This is a genomic window from Escherichia sp. R1 (assembly GCF_003000935.1).
Taxonomy (GTDB): Bacteria; Pseudomonadota; Gammaproteobacteria; order Enterobacterales; family Enterobacteriaceae; genus Escherichia; species Escherichia coli.
On the sequence record NZ_PSRU01000013.1, the window covers coordinates 1 to 19306 of the forward strand.

General features: G+C 44.8%; 15 protein-coding genes and 2 pseudogenes. 9 read left to right on the plus strand and 8 right to left on the minus strand.

Annotated elements, in window-relative coordinates:
* The 4 genes and pseudogenes from C4F37_RS16040 to C4F37_RS16055 all read left to right on the plus strand — a co-directional run.
* Positions 1-165: pseudogene (locus C4F37_RS16040) on the plus strand (ASCH domain-containing protein); the annotation flags it as partial.
* A gap of 72 nt (positions 166-237) precedes the next feature.
* Positions 238-405, plus strand: coding sequence for a hypothetical protein (locus C4F37_RS16045; protein ID WP_000545733.1), 168 nt, complete (start codon positions 238-240; stop codon positions 403-405).
* 57 nt (positions 406-462) lie between these two features.
* Entirely contained in the window at positions 463-663 is a 201-nt protein-coding gene (gene torI, locus C4F37_RS16050) for a response regulator inhibitor TorI (RefSeq protein ID WP_001163428.1), read from the plus strand.
* A gap of 241 nt (positions 664-904) precedes the next feature.
* Positions 905-1111, plus strand: coding sequence for a DUF4942 domain-containing protein (locus tag C4F37_RS16055; protein ID WP_224922710.1), 207 nt, complete (start codon positions 905-907; stop codon positions 1109-1111).
* Between the two features lie 79 nt (positions 1112-1190).
* Here the strand turns inward: C4F37_RS16055 and C4F37_RS16060 are convergent, their stop codons facing one another.
* A complete protein-coding gene (locus tag C4F37_RS16060; protein ID WP_001539262.1) occupies positions 1191-2438 on the minus strand; it encodes an oligosaccharide MFS transporter in 1248 nt (415 codons plus the stop codon).
* Between the two features lie 68 nt (positions 2439-2506).
* Entirely contained in the window at positions 2507-3424 is a 918-nt protein-coding gene (locus C4F37_RS16065; RefSeq protein WP_001557103.1) for an aminoimidazole riboside kinase, read from the minus strand.
* Between the two features lie 215 nt (positions 3425-3639).
* Between C4F37_RS16065 and cscA the strand changes: the two genes are divergently transcribed.
* Positions 3640-5073 carry a sucrose-6-phosphate hydrolase gene (gene cscA, locus C4F37_RS16070; protein ID WP_000194520.1) on the plus strand — a complete coding sequence of 478 codons (1434 nt, stop codon included), beginning with the start codon at positions 3640-3642 and terminating at the stop codon, positions 5071-5073.
* Between the two features lie 7 nt (positions 5074-5080).
* Here the strand turns inward: cscA and C4F37_RS16075 are convergent, their stop codons facing one another.
* Positions 5081-6076, minus strand: a complete 996-nt coding sequence (locus C4F37_RS16075; protein ID WP_001335436.1) for a LacI family DNA-binding transcriptional regulator — start codon at positions 6074-6076, stop codon at positions 5081-5083.
* Between the two features lie 229 nt (positions 6077-6305).
* On the opposite strand from C4F37_RS16075, the pseudogene C4F37_RS16080 reads away from it, so the two are divergent.
* Together C4F37_RS16080 and dsdA are read left to right on the plus strand one after the other, a co-directional pair.
* A pseudogene (locus C4F37_RS16080) lies at positions 6306-6524 on the plus strand (GntT/GntP/DsdX family permease); the annotation flags it as partial.
* Between the two features lie 17 nt (positions 6525-6541).
* Positions 6542-7870 (plus strand): D-serine ammonia-lyase, encoded by a 1329-nt coding sequence (gene dsdA, locus C4F37_RS16085; protein ID WP_001539266.1) that lies wholly within the window; start codon positions 6542-6544, stop codon positions 7868-7870.
* A 107-nt stretch (positions 7871-7977) separates the two neighbouring features.
* Here dsdA and emrY read toward each other — a convergent pair whose 3' ends face one another.
* The gene (gene emrY, locus C4F37_RS16090) at positions 7978-9516 is read right to left on the minus strand and encodes a multidrug efflux MFS transporter permease subunit EmrY (protein ID WP_001539267.1); all 1539 of its coding nucleotides are present in this window, start codon (positions 9514-9516) and stop codon (positions 7978-7980) included.
* Positions 9516-10679 carry a multidrug efflux MFS transporter periplasmic adaptor subunit EmrK gene (emrK, locus tag C4F37_RS16095; RefSeq protein ID WP_001539269.1) on the minus strand — a complete coding sequence of 388 codons (1164 nt, stop codon included), beginning with the start codon at positions 10677-10679 and terminating at the stop codon, positions 9516-9518. The genes emrY and emrK overlap by 1 nt, the downstream gene beginning before the upstream one ends.
* Before the next feature lie 415 nt (positions 10680-11094).
* Between emrK and evgA the strand changes: the two genes are divergently transcribed.
* Both evgA and evgS read left to right on the plus strand, forming a co-directional pair.
* On the plus strand, positions 11095-11709 hold the full coding sequence (gene evgA / locus C4F37_RS16100; RefSeq protein WP_000991370.1) for an acid-sensing system DNA-binding response regulator EvgA: 615 nt from the start codon (positions 11095-11097) through the stop codon (positions 11707-11709).
* Positions 11710-11713: 4 nt separating this feature from the next.
* The gene (evgS, locus tag C4F37_RS16105) at positions 11714-15307 is read left to right on the plus strand and encodes an acid-sensing system histidine kinase EvgS (RefSeq protein WP_001774009.1); all 3594 of its coding nucleotides are present in this window, start codon (positions 11714-11716) and stop codon (positions 15305-15307) included.
* Between the two features lie 55 nt (positions 15308-15362).
* Here the strand turns inward: evgS and yfdE are convergent, their stop codons facing one another.
* The 3 genes from yfdE to oxc form a co-directional block, all read right to left on the minus strand.
* Complete coding sequence (yfdE, locus tag C4F37_RS16110; RefSeq protein ID WP_001774010.1) at positions 15363-16508, minus strand: CoA:oxalate CoA-transferase; 1146 nt, start codon at positions 16506-16508, stop codon at positions 15363-15365.
* Positions 16509-16581: 73 nt separating this feature from the next.
* Entirely contained in the window at positions 16582-17526 is a 945-nt protein-coding gene (gene yfdV / locus C4F37_RS16115; protein WP_000955028.1) for a transporter YfdV, read from the minus strand.
* A 69-nt stretch (positions 17527-17595) separates the two neighbouring features.
* Complete coding sequence (gene oxc / locus C4F37_RS16120) at positions 17596-19290, minus strand: oxalyl-CoA decarboxylase (RefSeq protein ID WP_001774011.1); 1695 nt, start codon at positions 19288-19290, stop codon at positions 17596-17598.
* Positions 19291-19306 lie beyond the last annotated feature (16 nt).

The window sequence follows — 19306 nt, forward strand, 5'->3', positions numbered from 1 at the left end:
CATGACCGCCTGATTATCACAAAGGGATATCCGAAGCGCGACGATTCCAGCCGTAGAATTGATGTTCCGTATGACGGATATGAAATCAAGACAATCACACATCCGCACTTCGGCGATAAACCGGTAAAGGTGTTCGCGATAAAGGTGAATATCAGCAATGAATAACAATCCTCGCATTCGCGGGGATTTCTTTTATCTGAACTCGCTACGGCGGGTTTTGTTTTATGGAGATGATAAATGCACTTCCGAGTCACAGGTGAATGGAATGGAGAACCATTCAACAGAGTTATCGAAGCAGAGAACATCAATGACTGCTATGACCACTGGATGATATGGGCGCAGATAGCACATGCAGACGTAACCAATATTCGAATTGAAGAACTGAAAGAACACCAAGCCGCCTGATGGCGGTTTTTTATTGCCTGATTTGCAGGTTCGATTCCCTATTCGGAGATAGCACTCATGCAACACGAACTACAGCCTGATTCCCTGGTTGATTTGAAATTCATCATGGCCGATACTGGCTTCGGTAAAACCTTCATCTATGACCGGATTAAGTCCGGCGACCTGCCAAAAGCCAAAGTTATCCACGGGCGAGCAAGATGGTTATATCGTGACCATTGTGAATTCAAAAATAAGCTCTTAAGCCGCGCCAATGGGTAAAATAGCGGGTAAAATATTTTTCACATCTAAAAAACACCATTCCAATCAATCCCCTGCCGCTTGAAGTAGATGTCTGCAGGGGACACCAGATACCCTTCAAACGATATCTACCTTCACCCCGTAAAAGATAAGTTTGGCAGCACATTTGCCCTATCTACTCATTTTTCCTGCAACAGGTTGAAATCTCAACACGGTCAGAAAACGCTGATGACTAAACAGCCCTGGGCTGGGCGATGTAACCATCACACACAATCCTGATCGCGAAATATGGCGTGACTTGATACTTCACTCCACAATGCTTTCCTTGATGAATTCGCAGGCCCGTGATACACGGGACAGGTCGCTGAATTACGACAATGCCCTGGAAATCAGCGAGCCGTGTATCCGGAGTACATTTGAGCGACTGTACCAGAACATGAATGAGGCGTTTGGATTAGGCGATTATTAGCAGGGCTAAGCATTTTGGTATTATTATTTTCCGGTTGAGGGATATAGAGCTATCGACAACAACCGGAAAAAGTTTACGTTTATATTGCTGAAGGTACTGGCGTTTCCATCACTATTTGCTCACGTTTTTTACTCAGGAAGAAAATGCCAAATAGCAACATCAGGCAGACAATACCCGAAATTGCGAAAAAAACCGTCTGGTAGCCTGCGTGGTCAAAGAGTATCCCAGTCGGCGTTGAAAGCAGCACAATCCCCAACGAACTGGCAATTTGAAAACCAATCAGAAAGATCGTCGACGACAGGCGCTTATCAAAATTTGCCACGCTGTATTTGAAGACGGATATGACACAAAGTGGAACCTCAATGGCATGTAACAGCTTCACTAATGAAATAATCCAGGGGTTAACGAATAGCGCGCAGGAAAGGATACGCAACGCCATAATCACAACACCGATAAGTAATGCATTTTTTGGCCCTACCCGATTCACAAAGAAAGGAATAATCGCCATGCACAGCGCTTCGAGTACCACCTGGAATGAGTTGAGATAACCATACAGGCGCGTTCCTACATCGTGTGATTCGAATAAACCTGCATAAAAGACAGGAAAGAGTTGTTGATCAAAAATGTTATAGAAAGACCACGTCCCCACAATAAATATGACGAAAACCCAGAAGTTTCGATCCTTGAAAACTGCGATAAAATCCTCTTTTTTTACCCCTCCCACATCCGCCGCTACGCACTGGTGTTCCTGATCTTTAAAACGCATGTTGATCATCATAAATACAGCGCCAAATAGAGAGACCAACCAGAAGTTGATATGGGGACTGATACTAAAAAATATGCCAGCAAAGAATGCGCCAATAGCATAGCCAAAAGATCCCCAGGCGCGCGCTGTTCCATATTCGAAATGAAAATTTCGCGCCATTTTTTCGGTGAAGCTGTCAAGCAAACCGCATCCCGCCAGATACCCCAGACCAAAAAAGAGCGCACCCAGAATTAAACCTACAGAAAAATTGCTTTGCAGTAACGGTTCATAAACGTAAATCATAAACGGTCCGGTCAAGACCAAGATGAAACTCATACACCAGATGAGCGGTTTCTTCAGACCGAGTTTATCCTGAACGATGCCGTAGAACATCATAAATAGAATGCTGGTAAACTGGTTGACCGAATAAAGTGTACCTAATTCCGTCCCTGTCAACCCTAGATGTCCTTTCAGCCAAATAGCGTATAATGACCACCACAGCGACCAGGAAATAAAAAAGAGAAATGAGTAACTGGATGCAAAACGATAGTACGCATTTCTGAATGGAATATTCAGTGCCATAATTACCTGCCTGTCGTTAAAAAATTCACGTCCTATTTAGAGATAAGAGCGACTTCGCCGTTTACTTCTCACCATTCCAGTTCTTGTCGACATGGCAGCGCTGTCATCGCCCCTTTCGCCGTTACTGCAAGCGCTCCGCAACGTTGAGCGAGATCGATAATTTGTCGCATTTCTCTTTCATCTGTAGATAATCCCGTAGAGGACAGACCTGTGAGTAACCCGGCAACGAACGCATCTCCCGCCCCCGTGCTATCGACACAATTCACAGACATTCCAGCAAAATGGTGAACTTGTCCTCGATAACAGACCACCACCCCTTCTGCACCTTTAGTCACCAACAGCATGGCGATCTCATATTCTTTTGCCAGCGCGCATATCTCCCGATCGTTCTGTGTTTTTCCACTGATAAGTCGCCATTCTTCTTCCGAGAGCTTGACGACATCCGCCAGTTGTAGCGCCTGCCGCAAACACAAGCGGAGCAAATGCTCGTCTTGCCATAGATCTTCACGAATATTGGGATCGAAGCTGACAAAACCTCCGGCATGCCGGATCGCCGTCATCGCTGTAAATGCGCTGGTACGCGAAGGCTCAGCAGACAACGCAATTGAACAGAGATGTAACCATTCGCCATGTCGCCAGCAGGGCAAGTCTGTCGTCTCTAAAAAAAGATCGGCACTGGGGCGGACCATAAACGTAAATGAACGTTCCCCTTGATCGTTCAGATCGACAAGCACCGCGGATGTCCGGTGCCATTCATCTTGCTTCAGATACGTGATATCGACTCCCTCAGTTAGCAGCGTTCTTTGCATTAACGCACCAAAAGGATCATCCCCCACCCGACCTATAAACCCACTTATTCCGCCTAATCTGGCGATTCCCACCGCAACGTTAGCTGGCGCACCGCCAGGACAAGGCAGTAGCCGCCCGTCTGATTCTGGCAAGAGATCTACGACCGCATCCCCTAAAACCCATACTTTGGCTGGCATTTTTTTCCCTCAAATTCATCTGACTTACGCATAGTGATAAACCTCTTTTTCGCAAAATCGTCATGGATTTACTAAAACATGCATATTCGATCACAAAATGTCATAGTTAACGTTAACATTTGTGATATTCATCGCATTTATGAAATTAAGGGACTTTATTTTTATAAAAGTTAACGTTAACAATTTACCAAATTTGCTTAACCAGGATGATTAAAATGACGCAATCTCGATTGCATGCGGCGCAAAACGCACTAGCAAAACTTCATGAGCACCGGGGTAACACTTTCTATCCCCATTTTCACCTCGCGCCTCCTGCCGGGTGGATGAACGATCCAAACGGCCTGATCTGGTTTAACGATCGTTATCACGCGTTTTATCAACATCACCCGATGAGTGAACACTGGGGGCCAATGCACTGGGGACATGCCACCAGCGACGATATGATCCACTGGCAGCATGAGCCTATTGCGCTAGCGCCTGGAGACGAGAATGACAAAGACGGGTGTTTTTCAGGTAGTGCTGTCGATGACAATGGTGTCCTCTCACTTATCTACACCGGACACGTCTGGCTCGATGGTGCAGGTAATGACGATGCAATTCGCGAAGTACAATGTCTGGCTACCAGTCGGGATGGTATTCATTTCGAGAAACAGGGTGTGATCCTCACTCCACCAGAAGGAATCATGCACTTCCGCGATCCTAAAGTGTGGCGTGAAGCCGACACATGGTGGATGGTAGTCGGGGCGAAAGACCCAGGTAACACGGGGCAGATACTGCTTTATCGCGGCAGTTCATTGCGTGAATGGACTTTCGATCGCGTACTGGCCCACGCTGATGCGGGTGAAAGCTATATGTGGGAATGTCCGGACTTTTTCAGCCTTGGCGATCAGCATTATCTGATGTTTTCCCCGCAGGGAATGAATGCCGAGGGATACAGTTATCGAAATCGCTTTCAAAGTGGCGTAATACCCGGAATGTGGTCGCCAGGACGACTTTTTGCACAATCCGGGCATTTTACTGAACTTGATAACGGACATGACTTTTATGCACCACAAAGCTTTTTAGCGAAGGATGGTCGGCGTATTGTTATCGGCTGGATGGATATGTGGGAATCGCCAATGCCCTCAAAACGTGAAGGCTGGGCAGGCTGCATGACGCTGGCGCGCGAGCTATCAGAGAGCAATGGCAAACTCCTACAACGCCCGGTACATGAAGCTGAGTCGTTACGCCAGCAGCATCAATCTATCTCTCCCCGCACAATCAGCAATAAATATGTTTTGCAGAAAAACGCGCAAGCAGTTGAGATTCAGTTGCAGTGGGCGCTGAAGAACAGTGATGCCGAACATTACGGATTACAACTCGGCACAGGAATGCGGCTGTATATTGATAACCAATCTGAGCGGCTTGTTTTGTGGCGGTATTACCCACACGAGCATTTAGACGGCTACCGTAGTATTCCCCTCCCGCAGGGTGACATGCTCGCCCTAAGGATATTTATCGATACATCATCCGTGGAAGTATTTATTAACGACGGGGAGGCGGTAATGAGTAGCCGAATATATCCGCAGCCAGAAAAACGGGAACTGTCGCTCTATGCCTCCCACGGAGTGGCTGTGCTGCAACATGGAGCACTCTGGCAACTGGGTTAACATAATATCAGGTGGAACAACGGATCAACAGCGGGCAAGGGATCCGCGTCTCTCTTCCCCCTTCACGACCTTCAATAATATGCAATGCAGCTTCCCGCCCGATAATGTCATGTGGAAGCTGAATTGTGGTCAGCGGCGGTAAAAACAGATGCCCGACGCCAACCAGATTATCAAAGCCCATTACGGCGACATCCTGCGGGATACGTACCCCCTTCGCCAGAAGAACCTGATAAGCCACAAAGGCTGCGCGATCGTTACCACATATCAGAACATCAAAATCTGGTTTGCCAGATTGGAAGTGGGCATTGAGTAAACTTTCGAGATCGGTGTAGTGATCATCACCTGTTGCCATGTAAAATTGTTTCACCTCAGCCAGATCTCGTCCAGCATCACGCCAGGCCTGCTCAAATCCCTGCCGACGATACCCTGTTGCCAACGCACTTTCCGGTAGCCAGAAGCATAACGGTTGACGATAGCCCGCCGCGAGCAAATGCAGTGTTGATTCATATTGTGCAGTGTAATCATCAGGGATATAACTGGGTAACGCTGGGTCATCCGCCACACAGTTCGCCAATACAATATTTTCACCATACAGAGACTCAGGCAGCGTGATATGTCGCAGCCCCATTGTAGTATAGATAATGCCATCCGGACGGTGGGCAAGCAGCTGACGTGCCGCGCGGGCAGCGTCATCTTCAGAAAAAATATTGATTAAAAAACTATTCCAGCCGAACTCGCTGGCGGTTTGCTCAATGGCAAGCAGAATATCAACAGAGAAAGGAGTGGTAGCAGTGTCCTGTGCCAGCACGGCGAGAGTCGACGGCTTACGTCCTTGAGCGCGCATTTTACGGGCGGAAAGATCAGGAACATAATTCAGGGTCTGGATTGCCTGCAATACGCGGTCACGCGTTGCAGGACGCACAGATTCTGCATTATGCATCACCCGGGAGACTGTCATCATCGACACTCCCGCCAGGCGTGCGACATCCTTTAATGAAGCCATACCCAAGCCGTTTGCCGTAAAACGGGCACTGTAGCAGAAACAGACGTCACTGGCGAGATCCAACGATATTCTCGACGCCCTATCACCCGACACGGCAATACAATAAAAAGTAACAATAATTCCCGGACAATTGTACCCAATTTCGCCTCTGTTCTCGCCAACGAGTCACCATGTAGGCAAGTAGGTAAAACATGCCAACCTGGAGAAGAAGATATAAATATGGATCATTGTGCTGCCGCTGTATCCCGACATCAGCCCGGAAATTATTGCGATTGCTATCGGTTCCGGTGCGATTGGCTGCACGATCGTTACGGACTCGCTTTTCTGGCTGGTGAAGCAATATTGCGGCGCTACGCTCAATGAAACATTTAAATACTATACGACAGCGACATTTATCGCTTCAGTCATCGCTCTGGCGGGCACATTCCTGCTGTCATTTATCATCTAAGCGCAAAGAGACGTACTATGGAAAACGCTAAAATGAATTCGCTCATCGCCCAGTATCCGTTGGTAGAGGATCTGGTTGCTCTTAAAGAAACCACCTGGTTTAATCCTGGCACGACCTCATTGGCAGAAGGTTTACCTTATGTTGGCCTGACCGAACAGGATGTTCAGGACGCCCATGCGCGCCTGTCTCGTTTTGCGCCGTATCTGGCAAAAGCATTTCCTGAAACGGCTGCCGCGGGGGGGATTATTGAATCAGAACTGGTTGCTATTCCTGCTATGCAAAAACGGCTGGAAAAGGAATATCACCAGCCGATCGCCGGGCAATTGCTACTAAAAAAAGACAGCCATTTGCCGATTTCCGGCTCCATAAAAGCACGTGGCGGGATTTATGAAGTCCTGGCCCATGCTGAAAAACTGGCTCTGGAAGCGGGTTTGCTGACACTTGAGGATGATTACAGCAAACTGCTTTCCCCGGAGTTTAAACAGTTCTTTAGCCAATACAGTATTGCTGTGGGATCAACCGGAAATCTGGGGTTATCAATTGGTATTATGAGCGCCCGCATCGGCTTTAAAGTAACGGTGCATATGTCTGCTGATGCCCGCGCCTGGAAAAAAGCGAAACTGCGCAGTCATGGCGTTACTGTCGTGGAATACGAGCAAGATTATGGTGTTGCTGTCGAGGAAGGACGTAAAGCAGCGCAGTCTGACCCGAACTGTTTCTTTATTGATGACGAGAATTCCCGCACGTTGTTCCTTGGATATTCCGTCGCAGGCCAGCGTCTTAAGGCGCAATTTGCTCAGCAAGGTCGCATCGTCGATGCTGATAACCCTCTGTTTGTCTATCTGCCGTGTGGTGTTGGCGGTGGTCCTGGTGGCGTCGCATTCGGACTTAAACTGGCGTTTGGCGATCATGTTCACTGCTTTTTTGCCGAACCAACACACTCCCCGTGTATGTTATTAGGCGTCCATACCGGATTACACGATCAGATTTCTGTTCAGGATATTGGCATCGACAACCTTACCGCTGCCGATGGCCTTGCAGTTGGTCGCGCATCGGGCTTTGTCGGGCGGGCAATGGAGCGTCTGCTGGATGGTTTCTATACCCTTAGCGATCAAACCATGTATGACATGCTTGGCTGGCTGGCGCAGGAAGAAGGTATTCGTCTTGAACCATCGGCACTGGCGGGTATGGCCGGGTCTCAGCGCGTGTGCGCATCAGTAAGTTACCAACAGATGCACGGTTTCAGCGCCGAACAACTGCGTAATGCCACTCATCTGGTGTGGGCGACGGGAGGTGGAATGGTGCCGGAAGAAGAGATGAATCAATATCTGGCAAAAGGCCGTTAATAACGTTTCAACGCAGCATCGCCATCCTTTCCCTGGGTGAGCGATGCTGCCGATGACGCAGACTTAAGATTCTGCCGTTTTACCTGCTATAGCCTCCTCTTTTTCCATCACCCAACGCCTTTCGCTGTAAACGGCGGTTTCGCAAACCAAACCAAAACCGTAAGTAAGATAAAAGCAATAGCCGCCATACGGAAAATCTCATTTGCAGAAATAGAAAGTGACTGCTGAGTTATTTCATTATTAATTTCATTAAGAACTCCTGAAAGCGAACCATAGTATTTATCCATAATTTGTGACGATGAATTAAACACGGGGTTAAATTGATCGATGGTTGCTGTCAACTGACTATGGTGTAACGATTCGCGGCGTCCCCACAGTGTCATTGTCAACGACGTACCAACTGATCCTGACAAGGTGCGAAAAAAATTACTCATACTCGAGGCATTGGCAAATTTATTATCTGGCAAGCCTGAAAACGAAATCGTTGTTAAGGGTAAAAAGAAACAGGCAACGGCGAATCCCTGAAAAAACTGCGGCAAAATGATGCCTGTAAAATCAATCGTTGGCATAAATGTCACAGAACGCCAGTAATAGCAAACCGCATACATCAAAAAACTAAATGCCACCAACAACCGCATATCAATTTTGTTGCCATAACGTCCTATCAAAGGTGATATTAATAGCGGCATGATACCGATGGGCGCATAGGCAAGTCCGGCCCATATCGCATTATACCCCATCGTTTCCTGGAGTAACTGCGGCATAAGAACTATCGCTCCAGAGTAAAATAAATACGCGCATGTGATACTCACAATACCAATGGTGAAATTACGGGACTTAAACAAACTGAGGTCAAGAATCGGATTCTCTGAGGTCGACTCCCAAATGACTAAAGAGATCAGAGAAATAACTGATACTACTGTTAGTAGTATTATTGTACTCGAGTTGAACCAATCCAGATCGCGCCCTTTATCAAGCATAATTTGCAAGCCACCAACACCGAGCACTAACAGGGTCAGTCCTGGTAGATTCATTTTGACCGGTGAAGTCTCAGTTTCTCTTCCTTTAAGTAAGGTTAAGCATAATGTCAGGACGATAATCCCCATAGGGACATTGATTAAAAATATCCAACCCCAGCTAAAGTTATCGCAAATATAGCCGCCCAATATCGGCCCACATATCGGAGCGATAATCACGGTCATTGACCATAATGCCAGAGCAAATGTTCTTTTTTCTGGTGGATAATTCCTTAATAATAAACTCTGTGACAGTGGAATTAACGGCCCCGCCATTAACCCCTGAACGACTCTAAAAAATATCAGCACATCTAGATTGGTCGATAAACTACACATTAATGAAGACAGCGAAAAAAAGGTTACTGAAAGTAAAAATAACCTTAATTCGCCTATTCTTTGTGCCAGCCTGCCGGTAACAGGGATCGCAATGGCATTTGCTACGCCAAACGAGGTGATAACCCAGGTGCCTTCGTCTGTTGATGCTCCCAGAAAGCCAGATATTGTCGGTATTGCGACGTTAGAAATAGTGGAATCCAACATTTGCATAAACGTCGCTAATGACAATGCAATAGTGACGCACCATAACGTCCCACCGGTTAATGGTGCAGGAGTTGATTTAGTGATTGCCATTAAAGTTGTCCATTATGCGAAATAATGTTGCTAATTTCTTTTTCTATCGGACTGGTATCGATAACTAAAGCCTTACTGGTATAAGCAGGCATGGACGTCACGGTTGAAGCCAGATCGGGCATCTCGGCAATGTCTTCATTCTTCGTATCAATAGTTGCAGTCATCGATAAACCAATGCGCAAAGGGTGTTCCATGAGTTCTTTTGGATCCAGAGAAACTTCAACCGGTACACGCTGAACGATTTTGATCCAGTTCCCTGTCGCATTTTGTGCAGGTAATAAGGAGAACGCATTGCCGGTTCCCATATTGATCCCTGTCACCCGACCATGAAACACAACATTTTTACCATAAAGATCGCTGATAATATTGACCGATTGACCAATCCGTACATCCGTGAGTTGTGTTTCTTTAAAGTTGGCATTAACCCACATTTGACGCGCCGGTACGACAGCCATTAATGATTGTCCGGGACTCACTGTTTCGCCGACCTGAACACTTCTCTGGGCAATATAACCGGTAACCGGACTCTTAATATCCGTACGTTTAAGCGCCAACCAGACTTCTTTGGTTGCATCTGCAGCTTCAATGACTTGTGGCTGACGGTTTAATGGTGTGTTCATTACTAAAGCTTTATTCGCTTTATAAGCCTGGATAGCAGCATTCAATGCCGCTTTGCTACTTATTAACGTATCTTTGGTATGCTCCAGCGCTTCTTTTGAAATAACCCCTTGCTTCGCTAAAGGCACACGACGGTTATAATCTTCTAAAGATTGTTGATACTGAATACGTGCTGAAGCGACTTCGGCACTGTATTGTTTATCCTGTAAGTATAGTTTATTCGTTTGCCGAACAATATTTGCCAGATTATTTTTAGCTTTATTGAGTGCGATAGTGGCATCAGTTTTATCCAGTGAAACTAAAATGTCACCTTGTCGAACGTAGTTCGTATCTTTATGATTAACGACAGTGACGCTGCCTGAGACTTGTGCAGAAATTGGATCTGCATTTCCCGTGACATAGGCGTCATCTGTACTAATCATGTCTTTTAATTCCATTGACCAATAGGCATAGGCACCTGAAAACGCAATAAATAAAACTACCGCTAACAAAGCAAAATATTTTCTTCTGTCAGAATGTTTTTTATTTGAATTAATCTGTTCCACTATTATCTCTCATTTCGCATAGATGAAATTTATGAATTGAATGAAAAGAGTATTCATTCCTCATATCAAACACAGTGCATGTTTTGCACATTATCCCGGGAACGTTGGAGGGCTAATTTAAATGAAGTGCAAAAATAACAACAGAGGACTAAACCGCGGCTTTTGCAATACAATTCTTACGCCTGTAGGATTAGTGAGAAAACTTATAGTGCTCATTTGAAACTATAAATCATCGGTATCATCCCTGATTTTATTGTTGACATTTTATTTATGCCGACTATTTATATGGTATACTTGTCGAATTATCTTAAAGGAAGCTCAAATTTTCTTATTTTTATTGAGAAAATGAGATGATACCTTATGTCTGTATTACTACAAGGAGAAGGGAAATGCTTCATTGCAAAGGGAATAATCTATGAACGCAATAATTATTGATGACCATCCTCTTGCTATCGCAGCAATTCGTAATTTATTGATCAAAAACGATATTGAAATCTTAGCAGAGTTGACTGAAGGCGGAAGTGCCGTTCAGCGGGTGGAAACACTTAAGCCTGATATCGTCATCATTGATGTCGATATCCCCGGAGTTAACGGTATCCAGGTGTTAGAAACGCTGAGGAAGCGCCAATATAGCGGAATTATTATTATCGTCTCCGCTAAAAATGACCATTTTTACGGGAAACATTGTGCTGATGCTGGCGCTAATGGTTTCGTGAGTAAAAAAGAAGGCATGAACAATATCATTGCGGCTATTGAAGCTGCAAAAAATGGCTACTGCTATTTCCCCTTCTCTCTCAACCGGTTTGTTGGAAGTTTAACGTCCGACCAGCAAAAACTCGACTCCTTATCGAAACAAGAAATTAGTGTCATGCGGTATATTCTTGATGGCAAGGATAATAATGACATTGCTGAAAAAATGTTCATCAGCAACAAAACTGTCAGCACTTATAAAAGTCGCCTGATGGAAAAATTAGAATGTAAATCACTGATGGATCTTTACACATTCGCACAACGTAACAAAATCGGCTAACCACATGAAGTTTTTACCCTATATTTTTCTTCTCTGTTGTGGTCTTTGGTCGACCATAAGTTTCGCAGACGAAGATTACATCGAATATCGTGGCATCAGTAGTAACAACCGTGTCACACTTGATCCACTACGTCTGAGCAACAAGGAATTACGTTGGTTAGCGAGCAAAAAAAATCTTGTGATTGCAGTACATAAGTCCCAAACGGCTACGTTGTTGCATACCGATTCGCAGCAACGGGTTCGTGGTATTAATGCTGATTATTTAAATCTTTTAAAAAGAGCGTTAAATATCAAATTAACACTCCGGGAATACGCAGATCATCAAAAAGCAATGGACGCGCTTGCAGAAGGTGAAGTCGATATAGTGTTATCACATTTAGTTACTTCGCCGCCTCTTAATAATGACATTGCTGCAACCAAACCATTGATAATTACCTTTCCGGCGCTGGTAACCACCCTTCACGACTCAATGCGACCGCTTACCTCACCAAAACCAGTAAATATTGCTCGGGTAGCAAATTACCCCCCAGACGAGGTAATTCATCAATCATTTCCAAAAGCAACAATTATCTCTTTTACAAATTTATATCAGGCATTAGCATCCGTCTCAGCTGGGCACAATGATTACTTTATTGGTAGTAACATCATTACCAGCAGTATGATTTCCCGCTATTTCACTCACTCCTTAAATGTAGTGAAATATTATAACTCGCCGCGTCAATATAATTTTTTCTTGACCAGAAAAGAATCTGTCATTCTTAATGAAGTACTCAATAGATTTGTTGATGCTTTAACAAATGAAGTTCGCTATGAAGTATCACAAAATTGGCTTGATACAGGAAACCTGGCCTTTCTGAACAAACCATTAGAACTCACTGAACATGAAAAACAGTGGATTAAGCAGCATCCCAATTTAAAGGTGCTGGAAAATCCTTACTCGCCCCCCTATTCTATGACGGATGAAAATGGCTCGGTTCGGGGCGTTATGGGGGACATTCTTAATATTATTACCTTGCAAACAGGTTTAAATTTTTCTCCGATCACCGTTTCACACAATATCCATGCTGGAACACAGCTTAGCCCCGGAGGATGGGATATAATACCTGGCGCTATTTATAGTGAAGATCGAGAAAATAATGTTTTATTTGCTGAAGCCTTCATAACAACGCCTTACGTTTTTGTCATGCAAAAAGCGCCTGACAGTGAACAAACATTAAAAAAAGGAATGAAAGTTGCCATTCCATATTATTATGAGCTGCATTCGCAATTAAAAGAGATGTATCCGGAGGTTGAATGGATACAGGTCGATAATGCCAGCGCTGCATTTCACAAGGTTAAGGAAGGTGAACTTGATGCTCTGGTCGCGACACAGCTAAATTCGCGTTACATGATCGATCATTACTATCCTAATGAACTTTATCATTTTCTTATTCCTGGCGTTCCGAATGCATCGCTTTCGTTCGCTTTTCCTCGCGGAGAACCGGAACTTAAGGATATTATTAATAAAGCACTGAATGCAATTCCCCCAAGCGAAGTTCTGCGCCTGACGGAAAAATGGATTAAAATGCCCAATGTGACCATTGACACATGGGACCTATATAGCGAGCAATTTTATATTGTTACGACATTATCCGTTTTATTAGTTGGCAGTAGCCTTTTATGGGGATTCTACCTGTTACGCTCAGTTCGTCGTCGTAAAGTCATTCAGGGTGATTTAGAAAACCAAATATCATTCCGAAAAGCACTCTCGGATTCCTTACCGAATCCAACTTATGTTGTAAACTGGCAAGGTAATGTCATTAGTCATAATAGTGCTTTTGAACATTATTTCACTGCGGATTACTACAAAAATGCAATGTTACCATTAGAAAACAGTGACTCACCCTTTAAAGATGTTTTTTCTAATGCGCATGAAGTCACAGCAGAAACGAAAGAAAATCGAACAATATACACACAGGTATTTGAAATTGATAATGGCATCGAGAAAAGATGCATTAATCACTGGCATACATTATGCAATCTTCCTGCAAGTGACAATGCAGTATATATTTGTGGTTGGCAAGATATTACTGAAACGCGTGATCTAATTAATGCACTCGAGGTAGAAAAAAATAAAGCGATAAAGGCTACCGTAGCAAAAAGTCAGTTTCTGGCAACGATGAGTCACGAAATAAGAACACCAATAAGCTCTATTATGGGCTTCCTGGAACTTCTGTCGGGTTCTGGTCTTAGCAAGGAGCAACGGGTGGAGGCGATTTCACTTGCCTACGCCACCGGACAATCACTCCTCGGCTTAATTGGTGAAATCCTTGATGTCGACAAAATTGAATCGGGTAACTATCAACTTCAACCACAATGGGTCGATATCCCTACTTTAGTCCAGAACACTTGTCACTCTTTCGGTGCGATTGCTGCAAGCAAATCGATCGCATTAAGTTGCAGCAGTACGTTTCCTGAACATTACCTGGTTAAGATCGACCCTCAGGCGTTTAAGCAGGTCTTATCAAATTTACTGAGTAATGCTCTCAAATTTACCACCGAGGGGGCAGTAAAAATTACGACCTCCCTGGGTCACATTGATGACAACCACGCTGTTATCAAAATGACGATTATGGATTCTGGAAGTGGATTATCGCAGGAAGAACAACAACAACTGTTTAAACGCTATAGCCAAACAAGTGCAGGTCGTCAGCAAACAGGTTCTGGTTTAGGCTTAATGATCTGCAAAGAATTAATTAAAAACATGCAGGGCGATTTGTCATTAGAAAGTCATCCAGGCATAGGAACGATATTTACGATCACAATCCCGGTAGAAATTACCCAACAAGTGGCGGCTGTCGAGGCAAAAGCAGAACAACCTATAACACTACCTGAAAAGTTGAGCATATTAATCGCGGATGATCATCCGACCAATAGGCTATTACTCAAACGCCAGCTAAATCTATTAGGATATGATGTTGATGAAGCCACTGATGGTGTGCAAGCGCTACACAAAGTCAGTATGCAACATTATGATCTGCTTATTACTGACGTTAATATGCCGAATATGGATGGTTTTGAGTTGACTCGCAAACTCCGTGAGCAAAATTCTTCCTTACCCATCTGGGGGCTTACAGCCAACGCACAGGCTAACGAACGTGAAAAAGGGTTAAATTGCGGCATGAACTTATGTTTGTTCAAACCGTTGACTCTGGATGTACTGAAAACACATTTAAGTCAGTTACACCAGGTTGCGCATATTGCACCTCAGTATCGCCACCTTGATATCGAGGCCCTGAAGAATAATACGGCGAATGATCTACAACTGATGCAGGAGATTCTCATGACTTTCCAGCATGAAACGCATAAAGATCTACCCGCTGCGTTTCATGCACTAGAAGCTGGCGATAACAGAACTTTCCATCAGTGTATTCATCGCATCCACGGTGCGGCTAACATCCTGAATTTGCAAAAGTTGATTAATATTAGCCACCAGTTAGAAATAACACCTGTTTCAGATGACAGTAAGCCTGAAATTCTTCAGTTGCTGAACTCTGTAAAAGAACACATTGCAGAGCTGGACCAGGAGATTACTGTTTTCTGTCAGCAAAATGACTAAATAGCGGCTCCCACAATGTTCAAATGTGGGAGCTATTTACCAGCACATCTTACATTTATGATGAGAACTCCTGGCGAATTTGTTCCCCATGCTGGTCGAGCGTTGCCGCTCCCGGCATAACATGCGGGTCCGCGCAGCCGCTGATTTTTATCGGATTACCCGGCATCATTATTCCCCCGGCTTCAATCAACATATTTCTCGCCTGAGTTTGTGGTAAATTAATGGCCTCAGCCACACTTAATAACGGCGCGACGGGCACACCAACTTCATGTATTCTGGCTAACCAAACTTCAGCTGCCTGCGTTTTTAACGTCCGCTCAATATATTCTTTAAGAATAGCCTGGTTATGTACGCGTAAAATATTGCTGCTAAATCGGGGATCATTAACCAGTTCCGTAAGCTCCAGTGCCTGGCATAACGCAGAAAAAAGCTTGTCATTACCACAACAAATCGTAATCGGCTTATCCTGAGTATCGAAAACATCAAAAGGTGCCATGTAGGGATGGCGATTTCCCAGACGTTGTGGTGACTTCCCAGTTGCGATATATGCCATCAGACCATGCTCCAGAAAACTCAGCGTGGCATCAAACATCGCTATATCGACATGCGCCCCTCTCTGGCTCTTTTCGCGGCCATAAAGTGCACTCACTATTCCGCTGAATAAATAGACACCGCCGCATAGATCCGCAAGAGATGTACCAACGCGCACTGGCGGAGCATCAGGATATCCTGTTTCCATCATTATCCCGCTCATTGCCTGAATGATGGTATCGTAGGCAGGAGCATCTTTTAGCGGACCGGTATGTCCGAAACCTGACGATGAAGCATATATGAGGCGCGGGTTTATTTCTTGAAGCGTTTCCCATGAAAACCCCAGTTTTTCCATTGTACCTGGGCGAAAATTCTCAGCTAATACATCAGCTTGTTTGAGCATATTTATAAATATACTTTTATCGTGATCATTCTTTAAATCAAGAACCACACTCTCTTTGCCATGATTAATAAAACTGTAATAGAGTGACTGTCCATCCACATAGGGACCAAATGTGCGGGTATCATCACCATGACCCGGCGGCTCAACTTTAATTACCCTTGCGCCCATATTACAAAGAAGTTGAGTTCCGAAAGGTCCATTAAGGACATGTGTCATATCGATAACTAATAAGCCTTCAAACGGCCCTTTGCTTTCATTATTTGTCATTTGCTTATGCCTTGAAAAAAGCCGAAGGTGAAAAGACACTTCGGCATTTATGTAAAATCAATAACATGATTAATTATGAAACCAGTCGACTGACATAAATCCACAAGGGAGCCGTGACGACAAAGCCCAGTACGCTCACAGCCAATGACGCTGTACCAGTACGGGTGTAGACATTAAACCGGCTGGCAATAATGATTCCGGAGAATGCCGGCGGTAATGCGCCTGCCAGTACCATCATCTGCAGATGTTCGCTGTTCAAATGACATGCCATACCAACGAGAAGCAGTGCCAGTGGCATCAGAATCAGCTTCAGGAAGGTGTTATAAGCAATTTCGGCACTGAACTCGAATTTATGTGCAGCCAGAGTCAACCCCGCAGCGAATACCGCTACCCCTGAGTTAGCCTTCGCAATCAGATTAAAGGTTGGGTCCCATGCTGCCGGAATTTTTACCCCAACCAACACCAGGATCGTTGCCAGAACAGGTGCCCATACTACTGGCTCCTTTGCCGCAGAAATTAATGCGCTCAGATTACTATTCTTCTTACCATCCGCTCCTGAGGAAGGATTCAGCAAATACAGACCAATAGGAATAGTAATTGCGTTAACAATAATAGAAATAATTGCTACCACTAAACCTGTTGATACGGAATCACCATAAATAGGATCGAGAACTGCAAACCCCAGGAATCCAATGGTAGGTGAACCTGCAATTAATGCACATACTGCTGCTTCTGCATGGGTACGTTTAAAAAATTTGTAGCAACCGAACCAGGAGAAAAAGAAACATCCGACAATAACCACAAGTGATACAAGGGTCAGGCGAGTGTCCGCAAAAATCATTTCCCTGTTTGCCCGGGTAATAGAAACAAATAGAGCCGCAGGAAGAGCGTAGTTTAATACCAGTTTATTAAATGCCCGAGCTTGATCCTCTGAAAAAGTTTCTCGTCTGCCGCTAAAATAACCCAACAGCATGATTACGATAATAGGCAATAAATCGCCAATAAAAAATGTTAGCATAATAGTATTTCCGATAAGGGTCCCCTTACCATCGCATAATAAGTTGGCAAGAGGAGACGATGTCAGTATTTAATTACCAGCGACTTGTTTTGGGTTAAGTTTGGTAATATGGCCACTTTCAGTTCCTGCTGCTGGGTCGATGACCACATTAATAATGGTCGGTTTGCGCGACTGAATTCCGGTGGTTAAAGCATGACGAAGTTCATCTGTCGTGGTGACGTTATAGCCAACGCCACGAAACGCATCCATTAATTTGTCATACCTTGCATGGTGCAACAGATCCGTTGGCGATGGTGCACCAGCGCCGCTGAGGTCAACACCGTCTCCTCTGTAGATGCCGCCATTATTAAAAATAACGATCGTCACCGGCAGGTTATATCGACAAATCGTTTCAATCTCCATCCCACTGAAACCAAAAGCACTATCACCTTCAATGGCGACAACCGGAGAACCAGAGGTCACGCTAGCACCGATGGCATAGCCCATACCGATGCCCATGACACCCCAGGTGCCACAATCCAGACGACGACGTGGTTTATACATATCAATAATATTTCGTGCATTATCCAGGGTATTTGCCCCTTCATTAACTAAATAAATATCCTGGTTCTCGCGCAAAACATCGCGCACGGCACCCAATGCATTAAAGTAATTTAATGGTTGGGTATCTGTACTTAACTTTTCATGCATTTTTTGTGCATTTTGCTGCTTGTGGATATTTAAAATATCGCGCCACACCAGTGGAGTCGTGAATGTGTTTTGTTTCAATTCTGCCAGCATACCTTGCATACTGGATGCAATATCGCCAACGACTGGCACAGCAATGGGGCGGTTGCTGTCAATTTCCTGCGGTTCAATATCCAGTTGAATAAACTGTGTATCTGCCGCCCATCCTTTTTTACCGTGTGCCAGTAACCAATTCAGTCGTGCACCAACAAGCATGACAACGTCAGCATTTGCCAGGGCAAACGAACGCGCAGCTGCCGCAGAAAGTGGATGCGTATCTTCGAGGATCCCTTTCGCCATAGACATTGGCAGGAATGGAATCTGGGCACTTTCAATAAATTCACGAAGCTGTTCATCAGATTGTGAATACGCCGCGCCTTTGCCAAGAATAATTAATGGTCGTTCAGCTTTTGCTAAAAGCAAAATTGCGCTAGTGACTGACTTCGGGCATGGCAATAATGCTGGCGACGGATTTTCAACTTTAACAATCGTGGTTAACGCTTCGTCTTTTTCCATCGTCGCGGCCAGGACATTTGCTGGCAAATCAAGATAAACACCGCCAGGACGACCCGATACTGAGACCCGGATAGCGCGTGCCAATGCAATGCCAAGATCCTGCGGCTGATTAACGCGAAATGCTGCTTTGGCATACGGTTTTGCCGCATTCATTTGGTCCAGCTCTTCATAATCACCTTGCTGTAGGTCGACGATCGCGCGGTCGCTGGAGCCGCTAATCATGATCATCGGAAAACCATTTACCGTTGCATTGGCCAATGCGGTCAAACCGTTGAGGAATCCTGGCGCAGACACTGTCAGGCAGATCCCTGGTTTTTGGGTAAGAAAACCGCTTGCTGCAGCGGCATAGCCTGCCGACTGCTCATGACGAAAACCAATATAACGAATGCCTTCCGCCTGGGCATGGCGCGCCATATCCGTCACAGGAATACCTACAACACCATAAATAGTGTCAATATTATTCTGTTTTAATGCTTCAACGATGATATGCATACCATCTGTCATTTGAAGTTGATCTGACATGATTAATAACCTCGAA

Bases quoted from the DNA above. Each gene is read 5' to 3' on its own strand.
- cscA (WP_000194520.1), top strand. From the start codon at position 3,640: ATGACGCAATCTCGATTGCATGCGGCGCAAAACGCACTAGCAAAACTT.
- C4F37_RS16060 (WP_001539262.1), bottom strand. From the start codon at position 2,438: ATGGCACTGAATATTCCATTCAGAAATGCGTACTATCGTTTTGCATCC.
- evgA (WP_000991370.1), top strand. From the start codon at position 11,095: ATGAACGCAATAATTATTGATGACCATCCTCTTGCTATCGCAGCAATT.
- emrY (WP_001539267.1), bottom strand. From the start codon at position 9,516: ATGGCAATCACTAAATCAACTCCTGCACCATTAACCGGTGGGACGTTA.
- evgS (WP_001774009.1), top strand. From the start codon at position 11,714: ATGAAGTTTTTACCCTATATTTTTCTTCTCTGTTGTGGTCTTTGGTCG.
- yfdV (WP_000955028.1), bottom strand. From the start codon at position 17,526: ATGCTAACATTTTTTATTGGCGATTTATTGCCTATTATCGTAATCATG.
- C4F37_RS16045 (WP_000545733.1), top strand. From the start codon at position 238: ATGCACTTCCGAGTCACAGGTGAATGGAATGGAGAACCATTCAACAGA.
- yfdE (WP_001774010.1), bottom strand. From the start codon at position 16,508: ATGACAAATAATGAAAGCAAAGGGCCGTTTGAAGGCTTATTAGTTATC.
- C4F37_RS16075 (WP_001335436.1), bottom strand. From the start codon at position 6,076: ATGGCTTCATTAAAGGATGTCGCACGCCTGGCGGGAGTGTCGATGATG.
- dsdA (WP_001539266.1), top strand. From the start codon at position 6,542: ATGGAAAACGCTAAAATGAATTCGCTCATCGCCCAGTATCCGTTGGTA.
- C4F37_RS16065 (WP_001557103.1), bottom strand. From the start codon at position 3,424: ATGCCAGCCAAAGTATGGGTTTTAGGGGATGCGGTCGTAGATCTCTTG.
- torI (WP_001163428.1), top strand. From the start codon at position 463: ATGCAACACGAACTACAGCCTGATTCCCTGGTTGATTTGAAATTCATC.
- oxc (WP_001774011.1), bottom strand. From the start codon at position 19,290: ATGTCAGATCAACTTCAAATGACAGATGGTATGCATATCATCGTTGAA.